At 67.7% G+C, this 24343-nt stretch carries 17 protein-coding genes; 5 read left to right on the top strand and 12 right to left on the bottom strand.

Translation table 11 applies throughout. The features are described 5' to 3' along the window. Window positions 1–22: 22 nt before the first annotated feature. From J7495_RS01845 to J7495_RS01835, 3 genes are all read right to left on the bottom strand, one after another. The gene (locus J7495_RS01845; protein WP_294054360.1) at window positions 23–3436 is read right to left on the bottom strand and encodes a TonB-dependent receptor; all 3414 of its coding nucleotides are present in this window, start codon (window positions 3434–3436) and stop codon (window positions 23–25) included. Between the two features lie 109 nt (window positions 3437–3545). Beyond that, entirely contained in the window at window positions 3546–4541 is a 996-nt protein-coding gene (locus J7495_RS01840) for a FecR family protein (protein WP_294054359.1), read from the bottom strand. Continuing rightward, window positions 4538–5014 (bottom strand): RNA polymerase sigma factor, encoded by a 477-nt coding sequence (locus tag J7495_RS01835; protein WP_294054358.1) that lies wholly within the window; start codon window positions 5012–5014, stop codon window positions 4538–4540. The genes J7495_RS01840 and J7495_RS01835 overlap by 4 nt, the downstream gene beginning before the upstream one ends. Window positions 5015–5272: 258 nt before the next feature. Between J7495_RS01835 and J7495_RS01830 the strand changes: the two genes are divergently transcribed. Both J7495_RS01830 and J7495_RS01825 read left to right on the top strand, forming a co-directional pair. Further along, complete coding sequence (locus J7495_RS01830) at window positions 5273–6088, top strand: sulfite exporter TauE/SafE family protein (RefSeq protein WP_294054357.1); 816 nt, start codon at window positions 5273–5275, stop codon at window positions 6086–6088. 92 nt (window positions 6089–6180) lie between these two features. Beyond that, window positions 6181–6960 (top strand): sulfite exporter TauE/SafE family protein, encoded by a 780-nt coding sequence (locus tag J7495_RS01825; RefSeq protein ID WP_294054356.1) that lies wholly within the window; start codon window positions 6181–6183, stop codon window positions 6958–6960. Window positions 6961–7071: 111 nt separating this feature from the next. On the opposite strand, the gene J7495_RS01820 is transcribed toward J7495_RS01825, so the two are convergent. From J7495_RS01820 to J7495_RS01785, 8 genes are all read right to left on the bottom strand, one after another. Beyond that, complete coding sequence (locus tag J7495_RS01820; protein WP_294054355.1) at window positions 7072–7317, bottom strand: hypothetical protein; 246 nt, start codon at window positions 7315–7317, stop codon at window positions 7072–7074. Window positions 7318–7429: 112 nt separating this feature from the next. After that, on the bottom strand, window positions 7430–9010 hold the full coding sequence (locus tag J7495_RS01815) for a serine hydrolase (RefSeq protein ID WP_294054354.1): 1581 nt from the start codon (window positions 9008–9010) through the stop codon (window positions 7430–7432). Continuing rightward, window positions 9007–10134: a hypothetical protein gene (locus J7495_RS01810; RefSeq protein WP_294054353.1), complete on the bottom strand. Its 1128-nt coding sequence runs from the start codon at window positions 10132–10134 to the stop codon at window positions 9007–9009. The genes J7495_RS01815 and J7495_RS01810 overlap by 4 nt, the downstream gene beginning before the upstream one ends. Next, a complete protein-coding gene (locus tag J7495_RS01805; protein ID WP_294054352.1) occupies window positions 10131–11192 on the bottom strand; it encodes a DUF1611 domain-containing protein in 1062 nt (353 codons plus the stop codon). Before J7495_RS01805 ends, J7495_RS01810 begins: the two co-directional genes overlap by 4 nt. A 4-nt stretch (window positions 11193–11196) precedes the next feature. Then, window positions 11197–13440 carry a TonB-dependent receptor gene (locus J7495_RS01800; RefSeq protein WP_294054351.1) on the bottom strand — a complete coding sequence of 748 codons (2244 nt, stop codon included), beginning with the start codon at window positions 13438–13440 and terminating at the stop codon, window positions 11197–11199. 95 nt (window positions 13441–13535) lie between these two features. Then, window positions 13536–14834 carry a peptide MFS transporter gene (locus J7495_RS01795; protein ID WP_294054350.1) on the bottom strand — a complete coding sequence of 433 codons (1299 nt, stop codon included), beginning with the start codon at window positions 14832–14834 and terminating at the stop codon, window positions 13536–13538. Between the two features lie 264 nt (window positions 14835–15098). Next, complete coding sequence (locus J7495_RS01790; RefSeq protein ID WP_294054349.1) at window positions 15099–16109, bottom strand: dipeptide epimerase; 1011 nt, start codon at window positions 16107–16109, stop codon at window positions 15099–15101. Then, entirely contained in the window at window positions 16109–18115 is a 2007-nt protein-coding gene (locus tag J7495_RS01785) for a serine hydrolase domain-containing protein (RefSeq protein ID WP_294054348.1), read from the bottom strand. Before J7495_RS01785 ends, J7495_RS01790 begins: the two co-directional genes overlap by 1 nt. A 128-nt stretch (window positions 18116–18243) precedes the next feature. On the opposite strand from J7495_RS01785, the gene J7495_RS01780 reads away from it, so the two are divergent. Beyond that, complete coding sequence (locus J7495_RS01780; RefSeq protein WP_294054347.1) at window positions 18244–18900, top strand: XRE family transcriptional regulator; 657 nt, start codon at window positions 18244–18246, stop codon at window positions 18898–18900. A 171-nt stretch (window positions 18901–19071) separates the two neighbouring features. Continuing rightward, on the top strand, window positions 19072–20379 hold the full coding sequence (locus J7495_RS01775; protein ID WP_294054346.1) for a dipeptidase: 1308 nt from the start codon (window positions 19072–19074) through the stop codon (window positions 20377–20379). Between the two features lie 346 nt (window positions 20380–20725). Here the strand turns inward: J7495_RS01775 and J7495_RS01770 are convergent, their stop codons facing one another. Further along, window positions 20726–21187, bottom strand: a complete 462-nt coding sequence (locus tag J7495_RS01770) for a group III truncated hemoglobin (protein ID WP_294054345.1) — start codon at window positions 21185–21187, stop codon at window positions 20726–20728. A gap of 531 nt (window positions 21188–21718) precedes the next feature. Here J7495_RS01770 and J7495_RS01765 point away from each other — a divergent pair. Then, entirely contained in the window at window positions 21719–24220 is a 2502-nt protein-coding gene (locus J7495_RS01765) for a TonB-dependent receptor (RefSeq protein ID WP_294054344.1), read from the top strand. The last annotated feature ends 123 nt before the right edge of the window (window positions 24221–24343 follow it).

Here is a 24343-nt window from a genome sequence, read left to right as displayed (position 1 = left end):
CACAAATCGTTGGTGGTGGTCTTCAGAAGGTCGCGGCGATGCCGAGCTTGAACTTGCGGCCGCCGAGGTAGGTCGCGTTGGCGTAATAGCCGGCGATCAGCTGCTCGACGTCGGGGCTGCGCGTGCCGCGGGTCAGGTCCGACGCCTCGACGTAGATGCGCATCTTGCCGATGCCGGGGTTGAAATAATATTCGCCGCGGAAGTCGAGCGTGCCGACGCCCTTGTTGTAGACCGAGAGGTCGCGCGGATAGAAGTTCGCCAGCGCCTTGGACTGGAAGCTGTAGGCCAGCGTCGCGTCGAAACCGTATTTGTTGTAGGTCAGCGCCGCGGTGCCCGAATGCTTGGGCTGATAGGCGAACGGCACGCCCGAATATTCGTAGAGCTCCTTGCCCGGCTGGGCATAGGGCCAGCTGTAGCGATCCCAGCGCGAGCTCTTGGTGAAGGTGTAGTTGGCGAACACGCCCAGCCCCGAGAGCGCGCCGGGGAGGAAATCGAAGGTGCGCTCGATCTGGCTCTCGATGCCCCAGATCGTCGCCGGGTGGGTGCTGTTGATCGGCGAGCCGCCGGTGATGAAGTAATTCTCGGGATGCGCCGGATCGAAATAGGGCGCACCGTGGAAATAGATGCTGTCGGGCAGGGTGATGTTCGCCAGGTTCGCCGGGCCGTTGGTCTGGTTCGACTGGAGGAGATTCTCGATCCGCTTGTAGAAGCCGCTGACCTTGATGATGCCGATCTTGTGGTAATATTCGGCACTGACATCGAAGTTGTGCGTGGTCGCCTGCTTCAGGTTCGGATTGCCCGAGTTGATCTGAAGGATCGGCACCGGCCCCTTGGGTCCGGGGATCGGGAAGTTGATGAAGCTGATCGACGTTTGCGTCGAAAGCTGCCGGATCTGCGGGCGGGCGACCGACATGTAATAGCCGCCGCGGAAGATGAGGTCGTCGCTCTGGCGATAGTTGAACAGCACGCGCGGCAGGAAATCCTGCGACTTCGCCGTCTCGGTCACCAGCTTGGTGAACTCGTTCTGGAAGTCGAGATCGGGGCCGACGCTGCCGTCGGGCTTGGGGCCGATATAGGTGGGGAAGACGAGGTTCTTGGCGGCCAGGTTGGTGCGGTTGTAGCGCACGCCGCCGATCACCTCGAGCTTGCCGAACTGCAGCTTGGCCTGGAGGTACGCCGCATAGTTGGTCTCGCGGGTCTCCTGCTCGTCCTGTCCCTGGGCGGGCACGATCGGGAGCAGCGTGAGGTCCGGGTTCTTGGCGAGATAGTCGTCGAGATTGTCGAGGAAGTGGATGAGCGTGCTCTCGCTCATCGCATTGAAGCCGTTGCCGGTGATGCCGATCCGCGCGAGATCGGTGGGCTCGAAGGCCAGGCCGAGCGACGCCGCGGTCGAGGTGCCGCCGAACTGGGTGCGGACATTGTTGTTCTGGAAGGCCGTGCGCTCGTAGCGGCCGCCGGCCTCGAGATATTTGAGCGGGCCGAAGTCCAGGTCCCAATGGACGTTGAGATCGGCGGTGTAGCGATCGTTGCGGCCGGTGGTCGTGTCGATCTGGCCCGTGCCGTTCTGGATCTGGTAGCTGGCGCTATTGTTGATCAGCGCCCAGCCCGCGGTGCTCAGCAGCGGGAGCTGGATGCCGTTGCCGCTGCGCGGGGCGAAGGGCGTGACGATATAGCCGAGCGTCGCGTCGGTCGCCTCGGGGAGGAAATAGCCCGGCAGCGCATCGGCATCGGGCATGCGCAGGTCGAGCGTGGTGGCGCGGTCGTCGCGCGCGCTGCCATGCGCATAGCCGAGCAGATAGTTGAAGGTGAACTTGCCGAACGCCGACTTGCCGGTGAAGCTGTAGGTGTCGGTGATCGTCTTGGCGTTGGGATCGTAATAATATTGCTGCTCGCGCTGGAGCGAAGCGCTGCCCGCCCCCATCGGCAGATGCAGCGACGAGACCGGCTGGCCGCCCGGAACGTCCGAATATTCGACGAGACCGCCGAAGATGTCGTTGAGCGAATAGGTGGTGCGATCGACCTCGGCGTGCTGGCCGACCAGCTTGAGGTTGGTGTGCGTGCCGATCTGCCACTCGGCCGAGAGCGTCGCGGCGAGCGTCTTCTGCGTCACATGGTTGAAATAGGTCTGGAGCTGGTAGGGGCGCGGCTTGCCGTCGTCGGGGGCGAAGGGATAGGTCGCGTTGGGATCGAGCGCATCGCCCGAATCGAGCGTCGGCTGGCCGTTCGCGTCGTTCGGCAGCAGCGTCACCATCTTCATCACGGTGTTGTACGAGATGTTGCGCACCGAGTTGCGGCGATACTGGACCGAGGCGCTCAGGCCGAAGTTCTCGCCGCCGCCGAAGCGGCCCGAGAGGGTGCCCGAGGCGAGGAAATCGTCGCTGAAGCCGTTGCCGCTCCTGCCGCCCTCGAGCTGGAAATTGGCGTAGCGGTGCGGGCGGTTGAGCGGCGACATCGTCTCGATCTCGACGAGGCCGCCGGTGCCGGCGCTATCCTGGCTCGGCAGCAGGCTCTTGCTGATCGTGATCTTGCTGACCGAATCCGCGAGCAAATTGCTCAGATCGGCCGAGCGGCCCGTGCCGTTGCCGACGGGCAGCTGGAGGCCGTTCAGCTTCACGTTGTTCATGTCCGGGTCCATGCCGCGGACGATGACGTTGGTGCCGTCGCCGGTGACGGAGTCGCGCACGAAGGCGACGCCGGGCGCGCGGCGGAGCGCATCGGAGAAGGTGGTGCCGGTGAAGTTGCCGAGGTCGTCGGCCGAGACGACATCGGAATTATTCTCGGCGGTGCGCTGCAAGTTGAGCGCGTTGGCGCGGGCGCTGCGCTGGCCGTAGACGACGATCGGCGCGCCATCGTCGCTGCCTTCGGTCAGCGCGAGGTCGACGGTGGCGGGGCCGCCTGCGGGAACGACGATCGTCTCGGTGACCGTCTGGAAGCCGAGGAACGAGATTTCGAGCGTGTACTCGCCGGGCGCGAGGCTCGGGAAGCGAAAATCGCCCTGGTCGTCGGCGGTGGCGGTCTGGCCGGTCTCGACGATGCGGATGAGCGCACCGGCGAGGTTGCGGCTCCCGTCGGCGCGCGCGACATGGCCGGCGATCGAGCCCGGCTGGCCGCCGCCGGTGCGGTCCTGCCCGGTCGGCGCATTGACGATGTACGACCCGCCCTGGGTGACGCTGAGCGTCAGCCCCGAGCCGCGCAGCAGCGCCTGGTACGCCGCCTCGGCGCTATAGTCGCCGTGGAGCGCCGGCGCGGTCTTGCCCCGGACCGCGCTCCCCGCGAAGACGATGTTGGTGGTGGTGCGCGACGCGACCGTGCGCAGCGCGGTCTCGAGCGGCTGCGCGGGCATGTCGAAGCCGTAGCGCGCCTGGGCATGGGCAGCGGGCGCGACGAACACGGCGCAGCTGGCGGCAAGCATGGAAAGCGTGAGTTTGGAACGCATGGTTTCCCCCTGGGGAGCGCGACCCTTTTCTGCTCCCGTCACAGGGGTAGACGATGCTGCGATGCAAAACCGACATGGCCACGACATAAAAATGTCACTGCGCGGGACGTCAGCGCACGATGTGCAATGTCTCGCCGGTCTTTTGCGCCCTTAAACCATGCAGCGCCGCCACGGCCTGGGCGAATTCCTCGGTATCGTTGGTGGCGAACACGCCCGACACCGGGAGCGCGCCGAGCGCCGGATCGTCGATCGCGATGCGCGGCCCGCCATAGCGGTTGAGCTCGGCGACGGCCTGCGACAGTGGCGTGTCGCTGAACACCGCCTGCCCGCGGCGCCACGCAGTCGCCGCTTCGGCGGACTGAACGTCGCGCTCGATCAGCCCGCCTGCCTCGGTGGTGAGGCGCTGGCCGGCGATCATCATCGCCGGTGCGGCAGTGGTGGCCTGGGGCATCGCCGCAGCCTCGGCGCGGCTGTCGGTGACCGCGACCTTGCCCTGGATCAGCGTGACGACGACGGTGTCGCCCTCGCGCCGCACGATGAAGCTCGTCCCCACCGCGCGCACCCGCGTGGTGCCCGCGACGACGATGAACGGCCGCGCGGCATTGTGCGCGACTTCGAACATCGCTTCACCGCGCTCGAGCTCGACCCGGCGCTCGGCGGCGCCATAATGGACTTCGAGCCGGCTGTCGGTGTTGAGCGCGATGCGGCTGCCGTCCTCGAGCGTCGCGACCTTCTGTTCGCCGACACTGGTCGAATAGCTCGGCGCTTCGAGCAGCCAGAGCAGCGCGCCGATCCCCACGACGAGCAGCAGCGAGGCGGCGAGCGCGAGCTGTGGCAGGGGCATCACCCTGCGCCGCGGCATCGGCACGACGCGCGCTTCCGCCCGGGCTCCCGCCTTGGCCTCGGCCTCGCGGCAGAGTGCGGCGCCGGGGATCATCGCCCAGACCTCGGTCGCGCGCTCGAACGCGGCTTCGTTCGCGGGGTCGGCGTCGAGCCACGCCTTGAGCGCAGCATCGGTCCCCGTGTCGCGCACGTCGCCCTGCAGCCGCGCCACCCAGGCCGCAGCTTCCGCGTCGATCGACTCCCGGAGCGCCGCGCCGCTCACCACCCCTCCATCCATTGCATCAATTGCAGCGTCGCGCGCGCGACCTGCTTTTCCACCGCGGCGACGCTCATCCCCTCGGACGCCGCGATCTCGGCATAGCTCATCCCATCGAGCCGCCGCTTGAGCAAGATGCGCCGCGTCTTCTCGGACAGGGTGTCGAGCCCGCGCGCGGCATGGCGGAGGCGCGCCTGCTGCTCGACGATCTGCGCGGGATCGGGCATCGCATCGGCGATCTCGTGGAGGTCGTCGATCTCGGCGAAGGGCGCGCGCGCGTCGCGGCGGCGCCGGTCGATCGAGAGATTGACCGCCGCGGTGACGAGCAACGCCTCCTGCGAGCGCGCTTCGTGCGTGCGCTGATAGTGTTCGATCTTCAGGAATGCATCCTGCACGAGCTCATCCGCGTCCTGTTCAGGCACCCCTCGCCGCAGCACCGCGCGCCTGGCCTTCTCGAGCATTTCCGCGAGGCTGGGCATGTGGCGATGCGTGCGATTCAGCTATCTAGACGCGCGAGCGGCGAGAACCGGACATTTTGCCGAGGATTCGATACGCCGAGCACATGCATGCTCGAATTGTGCCCGAGCGATATCGACTTGCCAAGCCGCCGTTTCGCCGCCCGCGCGGAGCGGCTCGGCGCAGGGCTATTGTGCGGAGGCGGCGGCTGGCCCCAAGCGAATCGCGGTCCGTCACGGGGAGGCAATGATCCTGCAGCACGCGCGCCGCCGGCCCGTCCCTTGCACCCTCCCCACGCGAGCGCCCACGGCGTGATCGACTGGCTCAACGCGCTCGCGGGGCTGCTCGTCGGGCTGGTGGTGGGGCTGACCGGCGTGGGCGGCGGCTCGCTGATGTCGCCGATCCTGATCCTCTTGTTCGGCATCGCGCCCTCGACCGCGATCGGCACCGACCTGTGGTTCGCCGCGATCACCAAAACCGTGGGCGGCGCGGTGCACCACCGGAACGAGAGTGTCGACTTCGGCGTGGTGCGGCTGCTCGCGATCGGCAGCGTGCCCGCGGCGCTGCTGACGGGGCTGTTCCTGTGGCACTACAACGTCGAGCGGCTGAGCCACGCGGGCACGCTCTCGCGCGTGCTGGGGGTCGTGCTGATCCTCACGTCGTTCGCGACGCTGATGCGCGTGCGGCTGGCGCGCTGGGTGACCACCCTTCCCGTCCGCTCGAGCCCGCGCTTCCCGGTGATGAAACTCGCCGCGACGATCGTCGCGGGCGCGATCCTGGGGACGCTCGTCACGCTCACCTCGGTGGGCGCGGGGGCGCTGGGGGCGACGATGCTGCTGCTCCTCTACCCCAAGCGGCTCAACCTCAAGAAGCTGGTGGGAACCGACATCACCCATGCCGTGCCGATCGCGCTGATCGGCGGGGTCATCCACCTGATCGCGGGATCGGTGAACTTCGGCCTGCTCGGCATGCTGCTGGTCGGGTCACTGCCGGGGATCGTCATCGGATCGAAGCTCTCCGCCGTCGTCCCCGAGCGCGCGATCCAGCCGGCGCTCGCGCTGGTGCTGGCGTTCGCAGGCTACAAGCTGCTCGGTTGAGCGTTGTCGGGACAATCGCCGCCGATCACGGCCCTTGCCGCTGCCCGTGCAATACCATAGTCATTCGCTAGAGATAAAAGGACCCGGCCATAATGGATCTCTCCTGGATCAACGTCGAGCACCTCGCCCTGTTCATCGCCGTGGGGTTCGTCGCGCAGGTGATCGACGGCGCGCTGGGCATGGCGTTCGGCGTGATCTCGAACACGCTGCTGCTGAGCCTGGGCGTGCCCCCCGCGGCAGCCTCGGCGGGGGTGCATGCAGTGGAGACGGCGACGACCGCGGTCTCCGGCATCAGCCACACGATCCACCGCAACGTCGACTGGAAGATGTTCTTCCGGCTGATGATCCCCGGCGTGGTCGGCGGGGTAATCGGCGCCTATCTCCTCTCGAACGTCGATGCGACGCAGGTAAAGCCGTTCATCCTCTTTTACCTGACGCTGATCGGGCTCAACCTGCTCTACCGCGGCTGGCGGTTCCCGCCGCAGGAGCGCCAGCCCAAGGTGATCGAGCCCTTGGGCCTGATCGGCGGCTTCCTCGACGCGGCGGGCGGCGGCGGCTGGGGCCCGATCGTGACCTCGAACCTGCTCGTCCAGGGCGCCAGCCCGCGCAAGACGATCGGGACGGTGAACACCGCCGAATTCTTCCTGACGCTGACGATCTCGATCACCTTCCTCAGCCAGCTCGGCTGGGAAGCGCTGACGCTGGCGACGACCGGCCTCTTGATCGGCGGCGTCGCGGCGGCACCGTTCGGCGCGATCCTGGCGAAGCGGGTGAACCCGAAGCTGCTGCTGATGTTCGTCGGCGCGATCCTGACGCTGACGAGCGTGTACAACCTCGTGAACAGCGGGATACTGGCGAAGCTGTTCGGGTGAGGGTTATCTTCTTCCGCACACCATAACCGTCATCCCGGCGAAAGCCGGGACCCAGGGTTACCAAGGACATCGCTCGTGGCCCTGGGTCCCGGCTTTCGCCGGGATGACGGTTCAGGGTGTCGGGACCACCAACCGCGCACGATGCACCGCGACGATCGCCTCGGTCTTGGCGAGCAGCAGTTCCGCCTTGGGCTCGGGCAAATCGTCGAACGCGATCTCGAGCCGCCAGCATCCGCCTTCGCGATCGGCGGTCAACTTTGCGGGTTCGAGCATCTGCTGGGCAACGAGCCCGAGGACGCGGAGCAGCGCCTGCGGGCAGGGATCGGCCTCGACGAGGAGGCGGCACGGGAATGGCATCGGGGTTCACCGGAAACGAAGGGCGACGGGAAAGGCGAAGGGACGCGCGCCGGATCAGCCGATCCGGCGCCCTCTAATTCGCATCCCCGTCGTCACGCACGCCCCCCTCGAATCACTTGCCCGCCGGTGCCGGCGTGAAGAGCAGGTCCTGATAGTCGAAGCTGAAATCCGCAAGCGGAGAAACCGGCTTGAGCGTGATCGTCTTCACCGCGCCATCGGCATCGAGCGCGAAGCTGAGGTACGCCGGCTCGATCCCCTTGTCGTCGAAGCGGGCGATGAAGCTGTCATACTGCCAATGCTCGAGCCGGCCGCGCATGTTGGGCGTGGTGGTGAAGTCGACCGTCAGGCCCTTGGCGTCCTTGCCGATCACCAGCCTGCCGTACCAGGGATCGACATAGGTGCCCGTGTAGCGATCCGCCGGCAGCGAGGGGCCGACGCCCGCGGGGGTCGCCGCCTTGCTCGTCACCGCCGCCGCGGCGCCGTCGAGCCGCTGCTTGACGAAGGCCTCGAACTTGGCGGGCCAGTCGTGCGGCGGCTGGCCGAGGTAATGGTCGAGCAGCTCGTACATCAGCCCGAGCCGGGCGATGCTGTCCTCGCTGTTGAGCTCGATCCCGAAGCCGACGTTCTTCTCGGGGATCAGCACGACCACCGAGACCGAGCCGAACAGCCCGCCCGCGTGCCAGAGGATCTGGTGGCCGGCATAGTCCTGGACTTCCCAGCCCAGCGCATAGCCGAGATAGGTCGGCGTGAGCGCGGCGAGCGGCCCGGGCCAGCCATGGATCGGCATCGGCGTGACCGGCGCCCACATCTCGGCCGAGGCGGCCTCGCTGAACAGGCGTCCCTTGCCGTCGGGCAGCGCGCCGTGCGCGAGCTGGATCTTGAGCCAGGTCGCCATGTCGGTGGCGCTGAGCCCGATCATCCCCGCCGGGGCGCCCGCGCGGCCGAGCTGGTCGCGCTCGTCGAGCACCTGCAGGTCGGCGAGGCCGCGGATCGTGCCGCCGATCTTCGCATGCGGCCAGGCGCGGTTGGGGTTGGCGAAATGATGCGCGTCGTCGGTGATCCCGTCGAGCATGCCGGCGGCGCCGAACACATGCTCGCGGACATAATCCTCCCACGACTGGCCGGTGACTTCCTCGATCAGCTGGCCGGCGACGATGTAGAGGATGTTGTCATAGGCATAGCTCGAGCGGAAGCTGGTCGCGGGCTTGAGGTAGCGGATGCGCTTCACCGTCTCGGCGCGCGAGAGGCTGCCGCGCGGGACCATCAGCAAGTCGCCCTGCCCCAGCCCGAGGCCGCTGCGGTGGACGAGCAGGTCGCGCACGGTCATCTCGCGCGTCACCCAGGGATCGTACATCTGGAACCAGGGGATGTGGTCGACCACCTTGTCGTCCCAGCCGATCTTCCCCGAGTCGACGAGCGTCGCGAGCGCGGCGGTGGTGATCGCCTTGCCGGTCGAGCCGATCATGAAGATCGTGTGCGCATCGACCTTGTCGGTCGTGCCGAGCTTGCGGATGCCCCAGCCGCGCGCGAGCGTGGTCTTGCCACCCTCGACGATCGCGATCGCCATGCCGGGGACGCCAGCCTTCTGGCGGACCGCCTCGACGCGCGCCTCGAAGCCCTTGGGCGGATCGGCGAGCGCCGGTGCGGCGACTGCCGCGACCGACAGCGCCAGCGTGGCGAGCAGCTTGTTCATGCGACCTCCGGGGCGGGTTCTCTTGGGGCTTTGAGCAGGCGCGCCGGCGCGATCAGCAGCAGCGGCACGACGAAGACGGCGAGCAGGGTCCAGGCGAGCGCGCGATAGCCGCTGGCGATCAGCGCGACGAGCCCGAAGCGGTCGGCGAGGAGCATGCAGAAGGCGAGCAGCGCCAGCGCGATCAGCGCGCGCGCGACGACGCCGAGCGGGCGGCCCGCCGCATGCGCGACGCCGGCGATGCGCTCGTTGATCGCATGGACCGCGCCGGAGCCGCTCTCCAGCAGCGCGGCGAAGATCATCAGCTGGAAGAGGATGTGGAAGGCCGGCGAGCCGAGGCGGGTCAGGAGGTAATCCGACGGCAGCGCGGCGCCGGCGACTTCGGCCGAGAAGGCGGTCATGCACAGGAAGAAGAGCAGCGCCGGCAGCATCGCCAGCGGGCCCGAGACCAGCCCGGCGACCACCGCGTCGCGGCGGCTGGTCAGGTGGCGGGTGACCGGGAGCACCACCACCGCGCCGATGATGTTGTACGAGGCATAGGCGATCCCGCCGCTCAGCCAGCCGGACTCGGGCGGGCCGGCGGCGGCGAAAGTCGTTGCGATCCGGTCGCCGAAGCGGGTGAGCGCGAGAACGAAGAAGATCGCATAGACGCCGTAGAGCAGGATCGAGATCCAGGCGAAGGCGCGCTCGACGCTGCGGTTGCCGAAGGCAACGCACGCCGCGATCCCGGCCATCAGCGCCACCGTGCCGACGAGCGGCGGCAGCCCGAACGCCGCCGCGCCGATCGCCCCCGCCGCGGCGCCGAACACCGCGAGGATCAGCACGACGAACACCGCATAGGCGAGGTCGAACACGAACCACGCCCGGCCGAGCAGCGCCTTGAAGAAGCTGCGATAGTCGCGCGTATGCGTCGCATGGGCGAAGGCGAAGGTGATCGCGGCGATCCCGCTCCACAGCAGCATCGCGACGACCATCGCGAACAGCCCGCCCCAGGGACCCGCGGGCAGGAAGAATTCGGCGATCTCGCGGCCGGTTGCATAGCCGCCGCCGATCACCACCGCCTTGAACGCGAACCCCGGCAACAGGAAGCGCTGGAACCAGCTGTGCCGGGTCGCGCCGTCGCTCATGCCAGGCAGGCGTCCAGCAGTTGCTCGAATGCCGGGCCGCCGCGGATCGGATCGGCCACCGGCAGTCCCAGCCGCTCGGCGGTGCGCGCGATCTCGGTGTCGGCGGCCAAGGCGTCGAGCGCATGCGTGTTGAGGCTCACCCCCGCGCAGCGGATCGCCGGATTGGTGAGCCGGCCGAGCGCCGTCGTCAGCTCGATCACCGCCTCGATGCTCGGCAACGGATAGTCCGGATGGCCGAGGACGCTGGTGCGCGACGGATCGTGGCAGACGATGAACAGATCGGGCTGGCTGCCGTGGAGCAGCCCCAGCGAGACCGGCGCATAGGAAGGATGGAAGATCGAGCCCTGCCCCTCGATCACGTCGATATGGCCGGGCGCGGCGCTGGGCGTGAGCAGCTCGGCGGCGCCGGCGACGAAATCGGCGACCACCGCGTCGATCGGCATGCCCTCGCCCGCGATCATGATCCCGGTCTGGCCGGTGGCGCGGAACTGGGCGTCACGGCCGCGCGCCTGGAGCGCGCGCGCGACCGCTAACGCCGTATACTTCTTGCCCAGCGCGCAATCGGTGCCCACGGTGAGCAGCCTTTTGCCCGTGCGCTTCTTCCCGCTCGCCACCGGGATGTCCGGCGGCGGCATGCGGATGTCGATGAGCCGGCGCCCGTTGATCGCGGCGATGCGCGCGACCGAGGGGATGTCGCCCAGCTTGCGGTGCATGCCCGCGACGATGTCGAGCCCCGCCGCCAGCGCTTCGACCAGCGCAGCTTCCCAGAGCGCGGGGATCGCCCCGCCCGGCGTCGCCACCGCGATCACCAGCGCCTGCGCGCCCCGCGCGGCGGCTTCGGCGGGCGTCATCTGCGGCAGCCCGGTGCTCACCCTGGCACCGGGCAGCGCATATTCGCCGATGCAGCGCTCGCCGGCCCAGTCGCGAAGCCCGAAGGCGGTCTTCGCATAGCCCGGCTCGGTCACATCGCCGAGGAACAGCAGATAGGGCGACGGCAGCAGCGCACTGCTGCCGTCGTAAACGCTACGCTCGAGTACGGCGGCCTGGCCCGCAGCCATGATGTTAGAAGCCCGCTCCCAGAGTGACGCCGATGGTTCGCGGCCGGATGATGCCGGTGCCGACCGCGCCGGCAGGATAGATTCCGTCCCCGCTCGAGCTGGTCTTGCCTTCGGAATCGGTGAGGTTCTTCACATAGGCCTCGAGCGAGAACTGGCCGAAGTCGACGCCGGCGCGCAGGTCGACGACATTGTAGCTCGGCAGTCGGCGCTGGTGGCCATAGGTGGTGCGATAGGTGATGTCGTAATCGCTCACCTGCCCGGCGACGTGCCGGATCGACCCGCCGACATAGGCCTGGGCGTTGCCGCCCACGCTCCACTCATAGTCGCTGTTGACGCTGACGCTGTACTTGGGCGTGTAGGGCAGCGCGTCGTCCTTCAGGCCACCGACCAGCGGATCGGTGTCCGTGCCCAGCTGCGCGTCGGTATAGGCGCCGTTGATCGAGACGTCGAAGCCCTTGGTCGGACGCAGCGTGGCCGTGAACTCGAGGCCGTCGCTCGTGGCGCTGCCGGCGTTGGCATTGATGCCATAGCCGTTGACCTGGGCGAAGAGCTGGATGTGCGACCAGTCGATGTGGAAGGCGGCGAGGTCGATCGCGAAGCTGCGATCGCTGGTCTCGGCCTTGATGCCCGCCTCGTAGCTGATCAGCGAGTCCGAATCATAGGTATGCGGCGTGTTGGCGGGCGCGCCCGGCGGCAGGATGTTGGGCCCGCCCGGACGGAAGCCCTTGGCCACGCGCGCATAGAGCGAGACATTGTCCGCGAGCTTGAACTTGGGCGCGACCGACCAGGTGAACACGCCTTCGGACGAAGTGGCCGAGCTCGCCGCGCTGGCGAGGATGCCGCCGCCGCCCTGCGCGGCGCTCTGCTTGTTGTGGCTGTAGCGCCCGCCGACCGTCACGTCGAAGCGCGGGCCGAAGTGGACCGTGCCGTTCGCGAAGCCCGCGAACTCCTCATATTTGGACGAGAGGAAGATGTCGGCGAGCAGGGGCAGCCCCGCCACCGGCGTCATCGTGCCGTGGGTGAAGGCGTCGAGCCGCTGGAGGATGTCGCCCGTCTCATGCGTGTAATAGCCGCCGACCAGCCATTCGAACATGCCCTCGCCCGACGAGGCGAGCCGGACTTCCTGCGTGAACTTCTTGAGGTTGGTGTGCTGGCGCAGCCCGACGTCGGGCGTCGGGACGCTGAAGATCAGCCCGAGCAGCGCGCCATATTGGGTGGTGGGATCGTCCTGCAGCGATTCCTTGAGCGTGCTGTAGCTCGTCGACGAGGTGAGCGTCGCGATGCCGAGGTCGGCGTTCACCGTGCCGTTGTAGAGGCGGTAGCTGATGTTGGTGAACTGCGGCACATATTGCGACTGGGTCAGCCCGCCGTACAGCGTGTGGAGCAGCAGCGGATCGCTCTCGACGAGGTTGGGCGCGTCGGTATCGAGGTTCTGGAGCACCGCGGTGAGGCGGATCGAGAACTTCGGGCTCGGCTTGAACAGCGCCGAGATTCGGCCGCCGTAGCTTTTCGAGCCGTTGATGTTCTTCTCGACGTCCGAGCCGGCGGTGCCGATCGAGTCGATGAAGCCGCCGTAGCTGCGGTAGAAGCCCGAGGCGCGCACCGCCAGCGTGTCGCCGAGCGGCACGTTGACCATCGCCGAGCCCATGTAGCTGGCTTCGCCGCCCCTGGTGGTCTCGACGCTGGCGCGGCCGCGCGCGACGAGCTTCACCGTGTCGGGCTCGGCGGTGACGAACTTGAGCACGCCGCCCAACGAGCTGGCGCCATAGAGCGTGCCCTGCGGCCCGCGGAGGACCTCGACGCGCGCGACGTCGAACGTGTCGAACTCGCCCGCGAGGATCGCGCCGTTGACGAGTCCGCTCGACGACCCGAAGGGCGTCTCGTCGATATAGGTCGAGACCGTCGCGGCGACGCCGCCGGTATTGATGCCGCGCAGCACGAGCCGCGCCTCGCCCGGATTGGACTGCGAGATCTGCAGGCCGGGCACGAGCTTGACGTAATCCTGGAACTGCGTCGCCTGGTTGCGCTCGAGCGTGTCGCCGCTGACCACCGAGACCGATTGCGGGACCTCGATCAGCGTCTGCTCGCGCTTCTGCGCGGTGACGACGATCTCGTCGTCGCTGCCCGACTGTGCGGGATCGGCCGTGGTGTCCGCGGTCGTGTCCGCGGGCTTGGTTTCGGCGTGCGCCGGCAACGCGGCGACCAGCGCGGCGGCGGCAGTAGTCATCAGGAGCTTCATCGGCTTCATCTATCGTCTCCCCCCAGGAGGCCGCTCGATCGTTGCATCTCCTCAAATGCACGCCGAGCTCGAATTAGGACACTATTGTCCTGATCAGAGAATTGTCAAAAGGATTCGTCAGATGGTTTCGGATCGGGCCTAACTTCGCTGCTTTCCCGGCCGAATGCAGCGCCCGAAAGCCGCAGCAACAGCGCCGCGACGGCGCCCAGCCCTGCGAGCATCAGGAAGAAGCCCGGCGGGGTGAATCGGCTCCAGAGACTCCCGACGAAGCCGGCGGTGAGGTTGCCGGCGAAGGTGGCGAGGTACCAGGAGGCGACCGTCGTCGCGCCGAGGCCGATCGGCGCTAGCCGGGCGAAGAGGCCGAGGCCGGTGGGCAGGATATGGAGCTCGCCGAAGGTGTAGACGGCGAAGAAGAGGATCAGCCAGATCCAGCTCGCCTGCACGCCGCTCCCGCCGTTCCACGCTACGCCGGCGAGCAGGACATAGGCCGCCGCGACGATGAGCGCGCCCTGCGCCATCCTGGCGGTCGGCGCGGGGACACGGCCGCGGGCGGCGCGCCGCGTCCACCAGGCGAGCAGCGGCGGGGTCATCAGCATGACGAGCAGCGGGTTGAGCGACTGGAACCAGGTGACGGGCACGACCATCGCGCCGGCGTGGCGGTCGACGCCCGCCTCGGCCCAGAGCGCGAAGCTGTTGCCCGCCTGCTCATAGGCGCCCCGGAAGAGGGTCACCGCGAGCGCGACGCCGACGAGCATCGCGACGGTGCGCCAGCCCATCCCGCGCGCCGGCGCCTTCGCTTCGCGCACCACGGGGGCGCGCTGCTCGGGGAGATGGCGCTGGCCGAAGAGGTATATCACCAGCCCGGCGAGCATGCCGAAGCCCGCCGCGGCGAAGCCGTAGTGCCAGCCGTAGAGCTCGCCCAGCGTCCCGCAGATCAGCGGCGCCAGGAAGCCGCCGATGTTCACCCCGACATAGTAGACGTTGTACGCCCAGCCGACGCGCGGGTCGCCGCGCTCGTAGAGGTCGTCGATCTGGCTCGGCAGGCTGGGCAGGAACAGGCCGTTGCCGAGCGCGATCGCAGTCAGCGCGGCGTAGAACAGCGGCTCGAACGCCATCATGAAGTGGCCGAGCGCCATCACGCTCGCGCCGATGATGATCGCGAGCCGCTTGCCCAGCCAGCGATCGGCGATCGCGCCGCCGACGATCGGCGTGAAATAGGCGCAGGCGGTGTAGGTGCCGTAGATGTAGGAGGCATTGCCCTGCGCGAGCAGGAGCTGCTTGGTCATGTAGTACATGAGCAGCGCGCGCATGCCGTAGTAGGAGAATTGCTCCCACATGTTGGTGAGGAACAGGATCGTCAGGCCGCGGGGTTGGCCGAACCAGGAGTTGGACTGGGTGGGCATTCAGGGTTCCTGCCGTTCGGGAACCGATAACCACCCGTCATGCTGAACGGCGCGGGCGATCATTTTCACGGGTTGAAGGATCTCGCGAGCGAGGTTCATTTCATGCTCCTAAATCGTCATCCCGGCGAAAGCCGGGACCCAGAGTCACGGGCGACGTCGTTTGCTGCCCTGGATCCCGGCTTTCGCCGGGATGACGGTTGAGAGGTATTCAAGCCCGTCCCACAATCGATGGCACGCCCTTGCTCCAGCATGCCGGACCCCCACTCATGCCGCGACCGTCTGCGCGCCGCCCCAGACGTCGTCGCCGGCGAACAGCGTGCCGTCGCGGTAGACCACGCTGGGCTTGCGGTCCTCGGCGAGGAAGGTCGGGCCGTCGAGGTCGACCAGGTCGGCGAGCTGGCCGAGGACGAAGCCCGGCGCGGTGGCGAGGCTCGTCCCCACCATCGTGCCGACCATCACCCCAAGCCCCAGCCTGCGCGCGGCCTCGGCCATGCGGAGGCCCTCGGTGAGCCCGCCGCACTTGTCGAGCTTGATGTTCACCACGTCGAACCGGCCGACCGCCGTGGCGACGTCGTCGAGGGTGAGCAGGCTCTCGTCCCCCGCGATCGGGATCGGCGACTTGAACCGCTCGAGCCCTGCCTCGGCGCCGCGCTTCAGCGGCTGTTCGAGCAGCGCGACATCGAACTCGCACAGCCCCGCGACCAGCGCCTCCAGGTCCTCGCGGAGATAGCCCTGGTTGCCGTCGACGCCGAGCCACACGTCGGGCCGCGCCGCGCGGATGGCGCGGACGCGCTCGAGGTCGAGCGCCAGCTCGCCGGTGAGCTTGACCTTGATCGACCGCGCCTCGGCATAGCGCGTGGCAACGCCGGCCATCCATTCGGGCTCGCCGGCGCTGACCGTGAAGGTGGTGACCACCGGCCGCACCGACTCCAGCCCCGCGAGCCGCCACACCGGCACGCCGGCCTGGCGAGACTCGAGCTCCCAAAGCGCCGCGTCGACGGCGTTGCGGCCGCCGCCCGCAGGCATGAGCGCGAGCAGCGCCTCGCGGCTCGCGCCTGCCTCGATCGCGTCCTTCGCGGCGGCAATGTCGGCGAGCATGTTGGGCACGTCGTCGCCGAGGTAATAGACGCCGCCGCCCTCGCCGCGCCCCTGGTGGTCACCCTCTTCGAGCGTGACCACCACCACTTCGGACGTCTCGAACACATAGCCCGCGATGCGGAAGGGCTCGACGAAGCGCAGGACCTCGGCCTGCACCCCCAGCTTGCGCTTCGTCATCAGTAGTTCACCGTCATCGAGAGCAGGCCGAAGGTGCTGGCGACGTAGAGCACCTGGAGCGTCGCCAGGCAGACCAGCGTGTTCCAGATCTTGCGCGGCCAGCTGCGCCCGTCGCGCCAGCTGAGCCAGGCGTTCCAGCCGGTGATGCCGACGGCGCCGACGAAGATGATCGCGCCGCCGATCTGGCAGGCCCAGAGCAGCACGTCCGCGGTGGAGGTGAGCGAGCTGAGGTTGCCGAACAGCGACTGGACCACGATGATCCAGCTGAGCAGCATCGCGAGCACCAGCCCCGCCATGATCCCCGTCGCGCGATAGGCGCGCTTCGCATTGCCTTCGAGCGCGAGCTTCGCCCCGAACCGCCAGCGGGTGAACGCGGCGACCGGCCAGTAGAGCAGCGCGAGCGCGAGCACCGCGAGGCTGGCGTAGAGCAGCGGCAGGATCCAGGCGCCCGAGCGGCCGAAGGGCACGCGGTCCCACACGGTGAACGGCGCGGGCAGGTCGTAGCTCCAGCGGACGACCTTGCCGTCGACCACCTGCGCGGCAAGGCGATCGTGCCCGCCATGCTCGCGCCAGACGAAGGGCGCGATCTCGTCCCACACCACCGGCGCATGGTTGGCGCCCTTGAGCGACGGGATCAGCAGCTTGCCGTGCGCGTCGACCGTGACGGTCGTCTGGCCGATCAGGTTGATCACGTCGAGGAAGTTCGACGACGGCTTGCGGCTGCTCTCCCAGAGGCCGACCATCAGCCTGGCATGCTCGGCGGCGGTCTTGTCGTCGACCTTGCCGTCCTTCTCGGTCGAGGGGAAATAGCGGTCGGCGAAGTCGCGGAAGAGGTCGAGACGCACCTGGTGCGCGGCGCCCTCATGCCCGGCGCTGTTGAACGAGACGTAGAAGCCCACGCCTTCCTTCATGAACAGATGGAGCGAGGTGTGGAAATTCTCGGTGTCGCCGAGGTGCGCGATCACTTCGCGGCCGTTGATGTTGGTCTCGAAGAAGCCGAGCTCCATCCGGTTGAGCGGCGGGATCAGCGACCTGGGATTGACCTTGTCGAGCGGGCTGTCGTGCATCATCGCCGCGGTCTCGGGACGGAGCAGCCCGGCGCCGTTGTTGAGGTGCGCGATCATGAACTTGGCCATGTCGACGCCCGAGGCCGAGAGCGAACCCGCGGGGGCCGGCTGGACGATCTCGAACGGCTTGGCCGGCTCCGACGCCTTGGGATAGCCCTGCGCCATGTACGGCGCGAGCTGCTTGGGCAGCGGCTGGCGGAAGGTGGCGTATTGCATCTGGAGCGGCGCGAAGATGCGCTGGTCGACATAATCGTCGAACTTCATCCCCGAGACGCGCTGGACGACATAGCCCGCCAGCGTGGTCGCCCAGTTCGAATAGGCCGGCGTGGTGCCCGCGTCGAAGATGCGGTGCGGCGTCCAGCGCTTGAGGTAGGCGTCGATCGGCATCACCTTGCTGCCGTCGTAGCCGATCAGGTCCTTGATCGCTTCCTCGAAGCCCGCGGTGTGCGTCATGATCTGGCGCATCGTGATCGGCTGGCCGCCCCGCGGCGGAATCTTGAAGTCGAGATAGGTGTTGATGTCGGCGTCGAGGTTGATCTTGCCCGCCTCGACCTGCTGCATCACCGCGGTCCAGGTGACGAGCTTCGACACCGAGCCGGGGCGGAACAGCGTCTTGTAGGGGTCGACCGGCGTCTTCTTCGCGACATCGGCATAGCCGAAGCCGCGCGCGGTCATCACCTGGCCGTCCTTCACGACCACCACCACCGCGCCGGCGAGGTCGCCGCCGCGCAGCGCATTGGGCATGAAGCCGTCGAGCCAGGCGTCGAGGTCGGTCTTTTCGAGCGGGCGGGCGCCGCCGGCCGGAACGGTCGCGGTCGTCGCGGCGGGCGCCACCGGCGGCGAGAGCACGTCCGGCTTCTTGGCCAACTGCCCGGTGGCGGCTCCCGCCAGGCCCAGCACCGCGGCGACTGCCGCTGCGGCGCGTTTCCATCTGCGCATATCTTCCTCCCTGTCCCGCCCGGGATTGCCGAGGCGGCGTCCTCCCGATAAGCTTGCAAAAGTGCAACCCGATTGGGACAGTTTTATCCTGATCGGAAAATCGGTCAACAGTGAAGAAGGGAGCCCGTTTGCCGACCCCTGCCCCGACCCTGGGCGCGCTGCTGCGCAACCTCAGGAACCGCGAGCGCTGGACCTTGAAGGAAATGAGCGCGAAGAGCGGGATCCCGGTCTCGACGCTTTCCAAGATCGAGCATGACCGGCTCACCCTCAGCTACGACAAGCTGCAGCAGCTCGCCCAGCGGCTGGGCATGCGCATGTCCGAGCTGTTCGCCGAGCCCGACTCGAGCGCGCCCCAGCCCGTCACCGCGCGCCGCAGCCTCGGCAGCGAGGAGCAGGCGGTGCGTGTCGAGACGCCGAACTACGATTATTATTATCTCTGCACCGAGCTGCGCCGGAAGCGGATGATTCCCGTGCTCACCAAGATCCGCGCCAAATCGCCCGAGGCGTTCGGCGACCTCGTCCACCATACCGGCGAGGAGTTCATCTATGTGCTGCGCGGGCGGATCGTGGTGCACCTGGAGTTCTACGATCCGGTCACGCTCGAGCCCGGCCAGTCGATCTACATCGATTCGAGTATGGGCCACGCCTATGTCGCCGCCGAGGGCTGCGACGAAGCCGAAGTGCTCGGCGTGATGTCGAGCCCCGACGAGGACCTGATGGACGCGCTGCTGAGCCTCCACGCGGGGCAGCGGCAGACTCAGGCCGAAGCCAATGGCCATGGGTGAAGGGTCGAGCCGGGCATCGCCCTCTCAGCCGTCATCCCGGCGAAAGCCGGGACCCAGGGTTGCAGGGGACGTCGCTCGCGGCCCTGGGTCCCGGCTTTCGCCGGGATGACGGTTGGGTGGGAAAGAAGGTCGGTCCCGTTTTGGAGGCCGCGATAAAAAGGGAAGCACCGCATGAATCGGGTTGAAGTCCGTCACCTGCTGCTCGCCGCGGCCGCCGCGCTGGCGCTCGCCACGCCTGCCGCCGCGCAGGATACGCCGCAGGACAAGGCCATCGCCGCGCGCGTCGCCAAGGTGCTGCGCGACACGCCGCTGATCGACGGGCACAACGACTGGGCCGAGACGCTCAAGGACCAGGCGGGCGACAAGCGCTGGACGCTCGACCTGACCAAGGGCCTCGGCACGCTGCCCGAACCCTACAACACCGACATCGAGCGGCTGAGGAAGGGCGGCGTCGGCGGGCAATTCTGGTCGGTCTATGTCGATGCCAGCCTGCCCGGGCTCGAGCAGGTCAAGGAAACGCTCGAGCAGATCGACCTCGTCCGCCAGATCGTCGCGCGCTACCCCGAGACCTTCGAGCTGGCGACCACCGCCGCCGACGTGCGCCGCATCCACAAGGCCGGGCGGATCGCTTCGCTGATGGGCGTCGAGGGCGGCGGGCAGATCGACGACAGCCTCTCGGTGCTGCGCGCCTATCGCGCGCTCGGCGCGGGCTATCTCACGCTCACCCATGTGCTGACCACCGACTGGGCCGATTCGGCGACCGACAATCCGAAGCACGGCGGGCTCACCCCGTTCGGCGAGCAGGTGGTGCTCGAGCTCAACCGGCTGGGGATGCTCGTCGACCTCAGCCACGTCTCCGAGGACACGATGAAGGATGCGTTGCGCGTGTCCAAGGCGCCGGTGATCTTCTCGCACTCGAGCGCGCGCGCGATCGCCAACCATCCGCGCAACGTCTCGGACGAGGTGCTCAGGCTGCTCGCGGCGAACGGGGGCGTGGTGATGGTCAATTACGCGCTGCCTTATGTCTCCGAAGCCTATCGCAACTGGTCGGCGGATTCGGCGGCGGAGAAGGCGCGGCTCAATTCGCCGCCCTATTCGGGGCTGCTGATCGGCCAGCCCGAGGCGGCGAAGAAGGCCTATGACGACTGGCTGGCGGCGCATCCCAAGCCCAGGGTGACGCTGGCGATGGTGGCGGACCATGTCGAGCATGTCGCCAAGGTGGCGGGCGTCGATCATGTCGGCTTGGGCAGCGACTATGACGGGGTCGGCAACGAGCTCCCCGAGGGGCTGGGCGGCGTCGACACCTACCCCGCGCTGCTGGCCGAGCTGGCGCGGCGCGGGTGGAGCGATGCGGACCTGGCGAAGGTCGCCGGGGGGAATGTGCTGCGCGTGCTGGAGCAGGCGGAGAAGGTGGCCGAGAGCCTGAAGGGCACGCCGCCGGTAAATGCCACGCCGGCGATAGATAGAGCTGCGAACTGATCGCAATAATGTTGCGAGCGATTCGCAAGAATTAGGGCTTACGCTGACCGGGAAGCCCGCTTCTTCGTCGCTCCTGCCACCGTCATCCCGGCGAAGGCCGGGACCCAGGGTTACCGAGGATATCGCTCGTGGCCCTGGGTCCCGGCTTTCGCCGGGATGACGGCTCAAGAGGCAGCGCCGCCTCCGCCCCACCTGCTTTCAAAGAGTGAAATAGGTGACACGCCCTTGTTTCAGCATCCAACGATCCTCCGGGGCGATATCGCCCGTGGCGAGCTGGACCCGAAACAAGCTCGGGGTGACGGGTCTTTGGATGAAACCCGTCCTTCGACCTGAATGTCGATAAGACCTAAAGCGCTTCGCCCGCGGTCAGCCCGATCCGGCCATGATGGTGAATCGCGATGCCGTTCAGCAGGCTATTGGCGATCAGCCGCGCGCGCTCGAGCACATGCGCTCGCGCCGCCTCGCCGCCCAGCTCGGCGAGCGTCGCGTCGAACAGCTTCAGCCAGCGCTCGAACAGCGCGCGGTCGAGCTCGGGGATCGCGAGATGCCTGGCCATCGGGTTGCCGAGGAATTCGCCGCTGCTGAACAGCACCGATCGCCAGAAGCGTTTCATCTGGTCGAGGTGGGGCGCCCAGTCCTCGATCCGCGCGGCGAAGATCGGGCCCAGGAGGCCATCTTCGCGGATGCGAGCGTAGAAGCGGTCGACCAGATCGGAGACGAACGCCTCGTCGATACCCATCGCCTCGGCAGCGCGGCGTTTTTCCTCGCGCGCGGCAACGGCATGGGCGGACGAACGGGCAGCTTCCATCGCAGCACTCCTCGGTTCCCGCGCATATGGGAACCATGCTGCACTGCCGCAATCCATGGTTACTGTGACCTTACGGCAACATACGTGTCTCTACAGGCACAGCGTTTTTTTGGGGTCCCTAGGGAAGGTCCCCTAGTGGAACCCCCTATAGTTGCAGTTGTGAGTAACAGTGAATGAGTAGCCTTTGACAGAAAGTCGAAACGCGATGTCTCCGGCCGCCAGCCGGGGAATTGAATCGGCGGAGACAGAATCACCGTCGCGCGTGCAGTAGAACAGAACCTCGGTCGCATCTCCCTACCGAACCCGCTCGTCGGCGCGTCCCGCCGCACGGGCTCTCTGTGATCCTGCCGCAGCGAAGGGGCCCGTGCCCTTTCGATTGCGCACAGCCAGTCCCCCGTCGGCGATCGAGCCGCCGGGGCCATCCCCGGCTGCGCCCGATCGAAGCGGGACCGGGAATCCATCCGTCGAAGCTCGGGCAGGGTCACCCAATCACCGATCAGGTCAGAAATCACCAACAGGGTCAGAAACCACATGAAAAAGCACCTTCTCCTCCTTACCGTCGCGCCCTTCGCCTTCGCGGCTCCCGCGATGGCCGAGACCGCGCCTGCCGCGCCCGCCGCCAAGGCCGGCGAGGAAGCCAAGCCCGAGCAGGACGCCAAGCCCGCCGCGCAGACCGAGGTCTTCTCGACCGGCGTCGCCAAGGGCCGCGACCGCCTCGACAGCGCCACCTCGACCAGCGCGCTGCGCGGCGCCGAGATCGACAAGCTGAGCGCTCGCTCGGTCGGCGACATCCTGCGCGACATCCCCGGCGTCCGTTCGGAAGCCGCTGCGGGTGAAGGTATGGCCAACATCACCATCCGCGGCCTGCCGATCGCCTCGACCGGCGCCAAGTTCCTGCAGCTCCAGGAAGACGGCCTGCCGATCCTCGAGTTCGGCGACATCGCCTTCGGCAGCGCCGACACGTTCCTGCGCGCCGACCTCGGCCTCAACGCAGTCGAAGCGATCCGTGGCGGCTCGGCGTCGACCTTCGCGTCGAACTCGCCCGGCGGCATCGTCAACTTCATCTCGAAGACCGGCGACACCGACGGCGGCGCCGTCCAGCTCTCGGCGGGCCTCGACTATGGCATGCACCGCATCGACTTCGACTATGGCGCGCACATCACCCCGACGCTGCGCTTCAACGTCGGCGGCTTCTATCGCCAGGGCGCCGGCCCGCGCGACACGGGCTTCAACTCGACCCGCGGCGGCCAGATCAAGTTCAACATCACCAAGGAATTCGACGGCGGCTACATCCGCCTCTACGCCAAGTACCTCGACGACCGGGTGCCGGCATTCGACCTCACCCCGGTGGGCGTGACGGGTACGAACAGCGACCCCGACTACCACAACATCAAGGGCTTCGACGCGCGCAGCGACACGCTCTATTCGAAGTATTTCCAGAGCCTCCTCACGCTCGACGGCAACAACAACGTCACGCGTGACGACATGACCGCGGGCCAGCATCCGATCGTCAAGTCGGTCGGCCTCGAGAGCAAGTTCGAAGTCGCCGGCTGGGACATCACCGAGCGCTTCCGCTACTCGGACATGTCGAACCACTATATGGGCATCTACTACACCCAGTATCTGCCCGCGGCCTCGCTGGCGCCGGCGTTCGGCGCGGTGGGCGGCACGGTGCGCTATGCTAGCGGCCCGAACGCCGGCCAGACGGTCACCAACCTGTCGACGCTCAACGGCAACGGCATCGCGGCGCTCGAGCTGGTTTCGGACACCGACATCAAGAGCCTCGCCAACGCCACCAACGACCTGCGCGCCAGCCGCGTGTGGAAGGTCGGCGCGGGCGACCTGACCACCACCTTCGGCGTCTATGGCTCGCACCAGACGATCGACTCGGACTGGAACTGGGCGACCGTGCTCGGCGACATCGCGGGCAATGGTGAATCGCACCTGCTCGACGTCGTCACCGCGGGCGGCATCAAGGTCACGCAGGACGGCACGCTGCGCTACGGCGGCCCGACCGTGGGCACCTTCCGCCGCAGCTTCCGCCTCGGCTACACCACGATCGCGCCGTTCGGCTCGGTGAACTACCACATCGGCAAGCTCGCGGTCGGCGGCAGCCTTCGCTACGACTTCGGCGACGCCAATGGCTCGATCTATGGCGCGGAGCTCGGCGGCGGCCGCGTCGGCGTCGGTCCGAAGGACATGAACGGCGACGGCGTGATCTCGGTCCCCGAGATGCAGGTGGCGATCACCCCGCTCGGCCGTCCGGGCCCGGTCGACTACCATTACGGCTATCTGTCGTACTCGGTGGGCGTGAACTACCGCATCGCCGAGCCGCTCGCGGTGTTCGCGCGCTACAGCCGCGGCGCCCGCGCCAACGCCGATCGCATCCTGTTCGGTCCGTTCGTCAGCGCCACCACGGGCGCGCTGACCGACAAGAGCGCGGCCTATGACACGGTGAAGCAGGCCGAGGCGGGCGTGAAGTACCGCAACGAGAACCTGACGCTGAACCTCACCGGCTTCTGGGCCAAGGCCGAGGACACCAACCTCGACGCCACCAACGGCCAGCCGCTCGTCCGAGGCTACAAGGCGGTCGGCGCCGAGTTCGAGGGCAGCTATCGCTGGGGCATCTTCAGCATCAACGCCGGCGCGACCTACACGCATGCGGAGATCACCAACGACAAGCTCACCCCGGCGCTGATCGGCAACACGCCGCATCGCCAGGCGAAGCTGATCTACCAGGTGTCGCCGCAGGTGAACACGAAGCTGTTCAGCGTGGGCGCCGTGTTCATCGGCACCACCGGCAGCTACGCGACCGACGCGAACCTGCTCAAGGTGCCGGGCTACATGACGACCAACGCGTTCGTGCAGTTCCGTCCGACCGAGCGGATCACGCTGGGCGTCAACGCCAACAACCTGTTCGACAAGCTCGCGATCGTCGGCATCGACGATGCCACGGTCCCCGCGACGGGCGTGGCCAAGGGCCACGTCCTCACCGGGCGCACGGTCTCGGCGTCGGTGCGGTTCGACTTCTGAACCCGGTAATCTGGGCCCCGGGCCGCCGTCAGCGCGGCCCCGGGGCCCAGAGCCGTCTATATTGTTCCTAAGGGGTCGTCCTGAGGGCGCACGGAACGATCGGGCGGTGCAACTATATGTTGA

Origin of the sequence: Sphingomonas sp. (assembly GCF_017745215.1) — a bacterium.
GTDB lineage: Bacteria > Pseudomonadota > Alphaproteobacteria > Sphingomonadales > Sphingomonadaceae > Sphingomonas.
The sequence above is the reverse complement of the archived record's forward strand: the minus strand, read 5'-3'. Positions and strand labels throughout refer to the sequence as shown.